The following is a 10768-nucleotide window of genomic DNA, read 5'->3' on the forward strand; positions in this document are numbered from 1 at the left end:
TACCGCTTTTCTTTCGTGTGGGCTTCGCCGTAAAAGGCGCTTAGAAGCCGCGAGTGATCATACCGCTACCGAAGCAGATACGGTGCTCGGTGTCGTAGAGCACGGCATATTGGCCTGGGGCAATGCCTTGGATAGGCTCTTCGCTCTCGATGAGGTAGCCCGAGGCGGGGTCGTAGCTGAGTCGCCCGCGTGTGAAGTCGGGTGTATGGCGCACCTTGAAGGTAATCTCCACCGACTCCTCACGGGAGAGGGGAGCATCTAGCCCTTGTACCTCGGCGGCGTACTGCCAAGGGTCGTGGCTGATGAAGTCGCAGGTCTCCATACCGATGTGCTCGCCGTATTGGTCGGCGGGGTCATAGCCCTGACTGACCAAGATAATATTGCGACGGATGTTCTTCTTCACGACGAACCAGGGGCCACCACTCAGCCCGAGGCCCTTGCGCTGACCGATGGTGTGGAACCAGTAGCCCTTGTGCTTGCCGAGGATCTTCCCCGTCTCACGCTCGATGATGAGCCCTTCCTTCTGCCCGAGGGCACGCTCGATGAACTCGTTGTAGTTCACCTTCCCGAGGAAGCAGATACCCTGACTGTCCTTGCGGTTAGCACTCAGCAGATGCGCCTCTTCGGCGATACGGCGTACCTCGCTCTTGAGGAGGTGACCGGTGGGGAAGAGGAGCTTGGAGACTTGGCGGAAGTTGATCTGCGCAAGGAAGTCCGTCTGGTCCTTCACGGGGTCGGGAGCCGTAGCCAGATAGAGCTGGTCGCCGACGAAGGTCGTCGTGGCGTAGTGCCCCGTAGCGATGAAGTCGAAGTCCTTGCCCCACTTCTCCTCGAAGCAGCCGAACTTGATGAGCTTATTGCACATCATGTCGGGGTTCGGGGTGAGTCCACGGCGCACGGTGTCGATGGTGTACTGGACGACGTTCGCCCAATACTCGTCGTGTAGCGAGACGACCTCAAGAGGGCAGTCATAGCGGTGTGCCAGATGGCGCACGATCTCCAGATCATCCTCCCACGAGCAGTCCGTGAAGCCCTTCTCCTCCATCCCGATCTGGATGTAGAAGAGGGTAGGGCGGTAGCCCGCCTCGGTGAGGAGGTGGACGACGACGGAGCTATCGACCCCCCCTGAGACGAGGACGGCGATGCGGGGCTCGGTGAGCCCACTTCGGCGGATGCGCTCCTGTAGGGGCGCTATGAGATCTTGCTTCTGCATACTACAAAGGTACGGCAATTCCCGTGCTCTTTGGCGGGGGTGGGCTCGTGTGTCCTCCTCAAGAGGCAGGGGCGTATCGGGAGCATATCATCAGGAGGGGTGGGGATGAAGCTCAAGCAGTCGGGCCTTCAAACAACTACTGCTCTGCACGCGTCCGACTATTGCTCCGTGCTCAATCTACTATTCGTTTGTACCTCGAATGAATAGTGGTACGGCGTGTCATCCACTACTCGTTTGCACTTCATACCACTATTGCTTTGGAAAGGCTCACCATATTAGGTTGTTGCTCCACGTAGGGATAAAAGTAGTGAACGAGTGGCAGATAAGTTTGGACTACGTACGTGGCTCTAATATCTACGTACGTGGATATTTGGATTTGCGTGCCTAGTCTTTAAGACTACGTACATAGACAGAGGAAAACCACTACGAGAAGGCGCTTTTTTCTTCACGAGAACGATGCTTTTCCCTCCGCTGGATAAGAGGAATACGCACGATAAGGCGAAGGGCTTGCGTATCTCTTTGGAGAGGCATATCGGGGAGCTGGGCGTGCGATACCTTAGCACTCGAAATAGAGGACAGGACTCTCAGCAATAGTCTCCTCTTATATTGCTCGCATCACGCTCCCACATATTATCAAGCTAAGAGTCCCTATTGAAGCAGTCACTCTGTGGGAGCTACACATCTCCCTTTCACGCGTCATAATGCCCGATTTTGGAAGGGTTAAGGGCCGTATAAGGGTCGTTAAATACGGCACTTTGCCTGAGAGGGGTACATATAGGTAGGTAGAGGCGGGCAATAAATACCAACAAAAGGGGAGGATAATAGGCCACTGTTTGCCCTAATTTTGCAACGCCAATAGTACACATTCGATCTCTAACTTAGCCGATAGCGAATGAATCAAACCTCTACCTCCTGATAAGAGCTGTAAGCCACAGCCATATCTCTGACTACCATCTCATAGGTGAGCGAGCCACATGCCCGCACCATGAAGCGGCCTCACGGCCTTGAGGAGCTCGCCCTCACCGACCTCCTTCCTATTATCCAACCCTCCTAAGACAGGAGTGAATACACACCACTCCGCCCTCCCCACGACTATGTGGAAAGCAAACTGTAAACACTACACTATGGGCTCGGTGCGCCTTGGCCTCTTCGGTCTCGTACTCACCTCCGCCCTTGCCCTCGCGCCCCATCCCCTCGGGGCTACTACTACCGAGGAGCTCGCCCCCGCAGAGCAAAGTGCGCGGGAGCAACTCACGATCACCATCCTCGACCAAGCCACACGCCAGCCCATCATCGGGGCGGTCATCCGCTGTGCTACGGCGGTGAGTCCTACGATGACGGACAAGGCGGGGCATGCCACCCTGCGCTTCCGCTCCGCTCCCACGAGTATCCATGTGGATATCTCTTGTGTGGGCTATCAGCGCCTCTCACGTACGGTCGCTGTCCCCGCCTCGCGCAGCATCACCCTGCAGATGCAGGAGGATGCGCAGGTCATCTCGAAGGTCGAGGTCACCGCGCAGAAGCGTCATACCTCTAACCTCCAGCAGACGGCGACCATCGACCGTAAGACTATCGAGCGAGGGGGCGCTACTTCGCTCGCCAAGCTGCTGGAGACCGTCCCTGGCGTCAGCTCGATTAGCTCGGGTAGCACCATCGCTAAGCCCGTGATCCAGGGGATGCACAGTAGCCGTATCCTGCTGATGAATAATGGTGTCCGTCTGGAGAGCCAGAGCTGGGGCGCCGACCATGCCCCCGAGCTGGACTATACGGGCTCGAGTATGGTAGAGGTCGTCAAGGGTGCCGAGTGTATCCGCTACGGCTTCGGTGCTATGGGGGGCGTCGTCCTTCTGAATGACGCACCGCTACCCTTCGGCAAGGAGAAGATCGAGGTCCATGGCAAGGCGAACATCGGCTATGATACCAATGCACGAGGTGTCAGCGGTTCGGCAAGCCTCGAAGCGGGCTACGGCAAGTGGGGGCTTCGCCTGCACGGGATGTACACCAAGGGGGGCGACTACAGCACCGCCGACTATATCCTCAACAACACGGGCTACAATACCATCAGCCTCTCGGGAGCGCTCGGCTACCACGCCTCACGCGTGACGGCGACCGTCTACTCCAGCCTCTACTACCAGCGTAGCGGTATCTACTACGCCAGCAAGATCTCCGACCTTGATCAGCTCGTCAAGCGCTTTGAATATGGGCGCCCTGACTCATCGACCTTCCGCCCTTTCTCCTACGATATCAAGCCACCCTTCCAGCAGTCGCAGCACTTCACGCTCAAGGGTGAGGTGAAGTGGAATCTGAGCGATAACCACCGCATTGACTTCACGGCCTCGTTCCAAGAGAACCTCCGACAGGAGTTCGAGAATCGTAAGAAGGCCGACTGGAGCTGGATACCGATGCAGGACCTCATCCTCAAGACCTTCAAGGCGGATGTGCTCTGGCACGCCAAGTGGAATCGCTGGGGGATGACTACCGACGTCGGGACGTCGAATACCTACCAGACGAACTACAACTACCCTGGGACAAAGCAGCCTGCCTTCGTGCCGAACTTCGCTGCACTCTCGATGGGGGGCTACTTCCTCCACAAGGCTGAGCTGGGCAAGCTGCAGGCAGCACTCGGTATGCGCTATGACTTCCGTGTGATGTCAGTCAGCGGCTATACCAGTCTGAGTAACTATACCTACTACGACGACTTCAAGCTGTATAGCAACTTCACCACGAGCCTCGCCGCTCACTATGATATCAATCAGAACTGGGATGTGCGTGCTAATATCGGCTGGTCGTGGCGCCCACCCGATATCAACGAGCTCTACGCTATCGGGCTGCAAGACGGCTCCTATTGGGTCGAGGGGAATCGTAACCTCGCCAGCGAGCGTGGCTATAAGTCCGTCATCGGGGCACGCTACCGCAATAGCTGGATCTCTATCGAGCCCAGCGCCTTCTACCAGCGCATCAGTAGCTATATCTACGACCATATCGGCGCAGGGAAGGATCGCTTCCACAACCACCCCAGTGGGAAGTACCCGAAGTTCATCTACGACCAAGACGATGTCAATCTCTACGGGGGCGATATCGAGGCAACGGTGCACCCACTGCCTGGGCTCGCTGTCGTAGGGAAGGGCGAATGGATGTTCGCTCGCAATATCACGCGTCAGGACTGGCTGCCCTTCATGCCCTCCGACCGCTACGGCCTCTCGGGGACGTATGACTTCGACCTCACACGGGACAAGAAGTACCACGCGTCCGTCTCGCTCTCCAGTATCTATGTGACGAAGCAGCGTCGCTTCGACCCTGACAAGGACCTCGTCAGCGACTCGCCCGATCCTTACTTCCTGCTCAATGGTACGGCTGAGGTAGGCGTGCGCCTTCCCCACGACCGCTCCCTGCGCCTGATGCTCGTCGGGGACAATATCCTCAACGCCCTCTACAAGGAGTACACCGACCGCTTCCGCTACTACGCTCATGCCCGTGGCGCAAACTTCTCGCTGCGTGTGCTCTATAAGTTCTAATGACTGCGACTATGAAATCCATCATATCTCACTACCTCCTCCCCGCTCTCGGTGTAGCTTGCCTCCTCGGGAGCTGCTCCAATGAACGTGTAGACAACTTCTTCAAGAAGATCATCCAGGCTCCGCCCTCCGAGATCGAGCGCGATGTCAAGGGCCACGACCAGATCTATGCCGTGCATGCGATCCTGCGCATGGGCTATAAGGCGGGCCAGATCGGTGTCGGTGCGAATGCCGACGAGATGGTCGACGTCTACAATACCTATCATATAGCAGGCGAAGAGACCGTCATCCCCATCGTCCAGGAGATCGATATCGCCAAGGATGACAACGGGCAGATGACCGTGACGACGGAGCGTGATCACTTCGATGTCGTCGCCTCGGACAAGATCGTCTACGGCCTCGAACTGAAGTACTACGATCAGAACGGGATGCTCATCAACCACCAGTTCACGAACTTCCCCTATGTCAAGGGGAAGGACGGCTACAGCGAGCCCGACGAGGATAACTCCACGCTGATGATGCACCAGCACTTCTTCGGTGTCGGGCACTTTACCCTCAGCAAGGGCTCAAAGGATGAGGCTAAGACGCTCCAGCTCGCTTACCCCCGTACGCTGGCCGATGTGCCGCACTACATCGACCGCTATACCTTCATGGAGCGTGGGGGCAAGGCAGAGCCTGCGACGAAGTTCTCCGCATCGAATATCTACGTGCCCGATGGCTTCGAGCTGGGGCGCAATGCCGTGCCTTTTGACAACGAACTCGCGTGGCGCTCTATCGAGGTGACGGGGCGACCCGATGCCCTCCAGCCCTTCCGTGCCTCCAATGGTACGATGTACCGCCTCGTGCGCAGCATCGACAACCAGCGCCTCAATCAGCTCGTCCCCGAGATCTTCACCTATACCTACCGCGATACCGATCCCATCGAGGAGGAGCTGGGTAAGCTCTTTGACGAGTCATACAACGATGACTTCATCGACCCCGAGACGGAGGCTCCCCGTCAGCGCTATGGTGAGACGGTGGGTCTGCTGAAGCAGGAGCGTAGCCTCGATGCAGGGGCGCCGCTCGACCGACTGGGCTTCAAGGGAATCTTAAAGTTCCGTCAGGCGGGGATCTCCTTCCTCCTGCAGGTGCGTCTGTGTAATATCCTCACCAAGGGTCAGCAGCGCACGGGAGATGTCGCCAAGCCCGCGAAGTACACCAATGCCGCGAACCCCGATGGGGGCTACCTCTGGGACTTCAACCAGATCCAGCCTGGCTGGGATAGCTTCGACATTGACTACCCGCTGCCCGTGCGCATCATCGCCGATACGAAAGACGGCGAAGCGAAGTGCTACGAGGACGTCCGCCGCTTCTACCCCTCGGTACAGCGCTCCGAGCTCTGGCGTATGCTCTCCGACCCCGAAGCCTTCTTCTATCGCTATCGTCGCAATGTCGTCCTTATGTAATGCCCACTCCTCGCTATGAATACCTCTATAAGTAAGCACCTCAAGCGCGCCACTGTCCTTGGGCTCATCGCCTTCTCACTCAGTGCGTGCGATAAGTTCGTCTTTGGGGATATCCATCCCAACTACGACGACAACCCTCTCAATACAAAGACCATCCCCCACAGTGGTGCCGACCACTACGTCGATAGCATCTCGAAGATCAAGGTCACCGAAGCCCTTGCCAACCCCGATCCCGAGGGAGCGTTCAAGGACTGGGCGACGTGTCTGGTGATGTTCAAGGAAGGCCACTCCCACGGTGACGGTATGATGCACGGGAACTTCGTCTACCCGAATGCCCCCTGGAAGCAGGAGGAGTTCGTCATCATCCACAACAACGCTGGCTCTTGGCCCACCGTCGAGGTGCAGCGTCAGAGCACGGTGACCTACCTCGAGCAGTACGACAAGAAGCAGGGTCCCGACTACATCCGTATCATCGGTGGGCGCCTCAAGCGCTGGGGCCTCTGCCTCTATTTCTTCGATAAGAATGGCCGTCTGATGAATGATGATATCCTGGATCACTCCGACGAGTATCAGATCTTCTTCACGGTGAGCGATGTCGATGACAAGGGCCAGCCCTACGAGGTGACCGATACGCGCGGTACTTGGCAGGCTAAGTACGACGAGTACGATACCTGGCAGCCTGGCGGTACGATCGACCACACGCCTGTACCTTCGCCCTTCTTCGCGAATAAGACTACGTGGAAGGAGCGTGCCGATGCCACGCCGAAGATCTTCGAGTACACCTACCGTGACACGTGGATCCACGATGCGATGGGCGATGGTGCGCGCGAGCTCTTCAACCAGCGCCTCCTCCCTCCTCTCACGCGTAAGGAAGCAGACTGGGCTGTCGCTCCCTACGACCAAGACCGCGTCGGGCTGAAGGGTCACTTCAACTTCGATATTGATGCCGATGAGAATGACGACAAGCACAAGGACTGGCCGCTCGAGATCACACGCCGTACCGACCCCACGACGGGGAAGGGTGGGCGCTATACGCGTCCCTCATTCGTCCTGCCGAAGTTCTACCTCTCGGTGCGCGTCATGAAGTGCCCGAAGGGCAAGAAGGCGCTGATCCCGAAGGACCCTTATCTCGCACGCCACTCCACGTACGTCTTCCTCAGCAAGTTCATCTGCTCAGACTGGTACAACCCCGACGAGCCAAAGGACTACGGTGCTGACTCGCAGTGGAAGGATGTCCTGCGCTTCAACATCCCTATCAAGGTCTTCTGCAGTAGCTTCGACACCGACCCCACGGCCATTGACCCCAATGACCCCTACTACTATTACCTCGGCCGTGAGATCGGCCTCACAGCAGAGGAAGCTCTTGAGGCTTCGCAGAATGTCCAGACACATGGCATCGGTGGTGGCTCGGGCTTCGGCAACTGGTTCCTCTAATCTCCTCACAGCATTATATCCAGCTATGCGCACTTATATATATCGCTTCGCCTTGGCCGTGGTGCTCCTCTCGGGGCTGATGGCCTGTACTCGCAACGAAGCGCCCCAGCGTCGCTCGAACTCCCGATCCTCCGTCGACCACCTCATCATCAAGGAGGTCTTCTACATCGGGCACGTCATCACGAAGAGCTTCCCCGAAGAGTGGGGATACGCTCCCGTGAAGTCGTGGTATGAAGACGACCAGTACATCACGATCTTCAACCCCACCTCGGAGGTCAAGTACCTCGACGGCCTCGCACTCAGCACCACCGCCCTCGACCCTTCGGACGAGCGTACCTTCGCAGGGAAGGAGGACTTCCGCCGTAAGTATATCGGTGTCGAGACGATCTCTTACTTCCCTGGCAGTGGGAAGGAGCATCCGATCCAGCCAGGGCAGACGGTCGTCATCGCTAAGTATGCCATCGACCACGCCAAGGAATACTTCGTTCGTCTCAATAAGCAGGCCGATGATTATGGCGAAGAGCGCGAGGATCCCAAGCGCTACAAGGGCGTGGACTCCCTCATCGACCTGACGAAAGCCGACTGGGAGTGGACGCACAGTGACTACGACCGCCAGCATATGAATAACCCCAATGTCCCCGACCTCGTGCCCATCCTCACGGGCGTAGATAAGAAGGGTGCGAAGTACTCGGACTTCGGTATCAAGCAGATCTCTGGGCAGAACGGTATCGCCCTCATACAGCTCCCCTGGACGCCTGAGGACTTCCGCGAGAACTATCAGGATACCAAGGAGCGCCTCGGCTACCGCCATTATATCAATGTCACCAATAGCCTCTTCGCCGACTTCTACGCTATCGAGATCCCCTTCTCCAAGGCGCTGGACTGCATCACCGTCTGCCCCAAGCGACGCTACAAGATCAATCCCTATAAGAATACCTTCGATAAGGGCTACAATGCCGTCACGGAGGTCAGCGCGAAGAACCTCCCGAAGAGCGACTGGCAGAAGTACTCTGGCCTCGCACTGATCCGTAAGTGGGACGGGAAGAAGTTCGTCGACGACAACAATTCGACCAGTGACTTCACCGTCCAGCCCGCCTCTCTCGGCTTGAAGAAGCCCACGACATCGGAGAAGTAATCCTTCCTCCGAAGCACCGGCTTCCTCATCTACATTCTTTATGTCCTCGCCCCCTCGTGCTCTTTGAAGCCGTGGGGGCGAGGCCTTTTCTATGCCATCGCCCTAATTATTACGTACTTTTGCAGGTGAATTCATAAACGAATCAGATCATGTATTCTGTAGAAGATATAAGAGCCCAATTCCCTATACTCGCAGCGGAGGTCTATGGTAAGCCCCTCGTTTACCTCGACAATGCTGCGACCACTCAGAAGCCTCGCTGCGTCATTCAGGCCATTGAGGAGGCCTATTATTCGGCCAATGCCAACGTCCATCGTGGCGTGCACTACCTCAGCCAGATCGCGACCGAGCACCACGAAGCTGCGCGCCGTCGTGTCGCTGACTTCATCGGAGCGCCCTCAGCCGAAGGTCTTATCTTCACCCGTGGCACTACGGAGGCCATCAATCTCGTCGCATCTTCTGCTGGCGAAGCCTTCGTCTCCGCTGGCGACGAGGTCATCATCAGCACGATGGAGCACCACTCGAATATCGTGCCTTGGCAGATGATGTGCGAGCGTCGCGGGGCGCATCTGCGTGTCATCCCCTTGACGCCCGTAGGTGAGATCGATATGGATGCCTACCGCTCCTTGCTCAGTGAGCGTACGCGCCTTGTCGCCGTTGCCCACGTCAGCAACGTCCTCGGCACGGTCAATCCCGTAGCCGAAATCACGCGCTTGGCGCACGAAGCAGGTGCCCTCGTCCTCATCGACGGAGCGCAGGCCATCGCACATACGCGTGCCGATGTCGAGGCAATCGGGGCGGACTTCTATGCCTTCAGCGCCCACAAGATCTACGGGCCGACGGGTATCGGAGCGCTCTATGGTCGCCCCGAGGTGCTGGATCGCATGCCGCCATACATGGGTGGGGGAGAGATGATCGAGCGAGTGACCTTCGAGAAGACTACATATAATAGCCTACCCTTCAAGTTCGAGGCTGGCACGCCCGACTACGTAGGCTCTACTGCCTTTGCTCGTGCGCTCGACTTCGTGACGGAGCTGGGCATCGAAGCCATCGCAGCGCATGAGGAAGACCTCCTGCACTATGCTACGGCTCGCCTCAAGAGTGAATTCCCCGATAGCTTCATCCTCGGCGAAGCACCCAATAAGGGTGGTATTCTCTCCTTCGGTATCGGGGAGATCCATCCCTTTGACCTCGGTACGCTCCTCGACCGCATGGGTATCGCGATTCGCACGGGGCATCACTGCGCCGAACCGCTCTTGGCATCCTACGGACACCAGGCGGTGGCACGCGCTTCCTTCGGACTGTTCAATACCCGTGAGGAGGTGGATCGCTTCTTCGACGCCCTGCACCGCGTCGTCCCTATGCTGAGCTAAGCCCCCGCTTACGATGAGTAGGTCTATGAAGTCAGTGAAGGAACACGCACCCCTGCGCGTGAGCTTCGGAGAAGATGGCCGTCTGGAGTGTGGCTGTGATGAGGCGGGGCGTGGGTGCTTAGCCGGTCCCGTCGTCGCTGCAGCTGTGATCTTGCCCCCGACCTTCTACCATCCACTACTCTTCGACTCCAAGCAGCTCTCCGAGCATCAGCGCGACACGCTCCGCCCGATCATCGAGGAAGCGGCTTTGGCGTGGGGCGTCGGGATCGTTTCCCCCGAGGAGATTGATGAGATCAATATCCTGCAGGCCTCCTTCCTCGCGATGCACCGTGCAATAGATGACCTACTGCTTCGCCCCGAGCTACTCCTCATTGACGGCAACCGCTTCAAGCCCTACCACGACATCCCCCACGAGTGTATCGTCAAGGGGGATGCTACGTTTGCAAGCATCGCTGCCGCCTCGATCCTCGCGAAGACGCACCGTGATGAGCTGATGCTCTCCGAAGATGCCCGCTACCCAGGCTATGGCTTCGCAGGGCACAAAGGCTACCCGACGCCAGCGCACCGTCGTGCCATCGCTGACTTAGGTCCGTCACCCATCCATCGAATGACCTTCCGCTTGGTCTGATCCACTCCTTATATATAATGTATAGCGC

The 10768-nt window shown here is 57.7% G+C and carries 7 protein-coding genes; 6 read left to right on the forward strand and 1 reads right to left on the reverse strand.

What is annotated here, in order from left to right:
* Positions 1-40: 40 nt before the first annotated feature.
* Positions 41-1213 carry a tRNA 2-thiouridine(34) synthase MnmA gene (gene mnmA, locus HMPREF1323_RS08035; RefSeq protein WP_009433655.1) on the reverse strand — a complete coding sequence of 391 codons (1173 nt, stop codon included), beginning with the start codon at positions 1211-1213 and terminating at the stop codon, positions 41-43.
* Positions 1214-2307: 1094 nt separating this feature from the next.
* Here mnmA and HMPREF1323_RS08040 point away from each other — a divergent pair.
* The 6 genes from HMPREF1323_RS08040 to HMPREF1323_RS08065 all read left to right on the forward strand — a co-directional run bounded on the left by HMPREF1323_RS08040 (position 2308) and on the right by HMPREF1323_RS08065 (position 10740).
* Complete coding sequence (locus HMPREF1323_RS08040; RefSeq protein WP_232204000.1) at positions 2308-4728, forward strand: TonB-dependent receptor; 2421 nt, start codon at positions 2308-2310, stop codon at positions 4726-4728.
* Positions 4729-4739: 11 nt separating this feature from the next.
* The gene (locus HMPREF1323_RS08045) at positions 4740-6173 is read left to right on the forward strand and encodes a hypothetical protein (protein ID WP_009433654.1); all 1434 of its coding nucleotides are present in this window, start codon (positions 4740-4742) and stop codon (positions 6171-6173) included.
* A gap of 15 nt (positions 6174-6188) precedes the next feature.
* The gene (locus HMPREF1323_RS08050) at positions 6189-7607 is read left to right on the forward strand and encodes a hypothetical protein (protein WP_009433660.1); all 1419 of its coding nucleotides are present in this window, start codon (positions 6189-6191) and stop codon (positions 7605-7607) included.
* 25 nt (positions 7608-7632) lie between these two features.
* Positions 7633-8742, forward strand: coding sequence for a DUF4876 domain-containing protein (locus HMPREF1323_RS08055; protein WP_009433659.1), 1110 nt, complete (start codon positions 7633-7635; stop codon positions 8740-8742).
* A gap of 149 nt (positions 8743-8891) precedes the next feature.
* Positions 8892-10112, forward strand: coding sequence for an aminotransferase class V-fold PLP-dependent enzyme (locus HMPREF1323_RS08060; protein ID WP_009433653.1), 1221 nt, complete (start codon positions 8892-8894; stop codon positions 10110-10112).
* A 25-nt stretch (positions 10113-10137) separates the two neighbouring features.
* The gene (locus HMPREF1323_RS08065) at positions 10138-10740 is read left to right on the forward strand and encodes a ribonuclease HII (RefSeq protein WP_009433657.1); all 603 of its coding nucleotides are present in this window, start codon (positions 10138-10140) and stop codon (positions 10738-10740) included.
* Positions 10741-10768: the final 28 nt, after the last annotated feature.

The organism is Porphyromonas sp. oral taxon 279 str. F0450 (genome assembly GCF_000292995.1).
GTDB lineage: Bacteria > Bacteroidota > Bacteroidia > Bacteroidales > Porphyromonadaceae > Porphyromonas > Porphyromonas pasteri.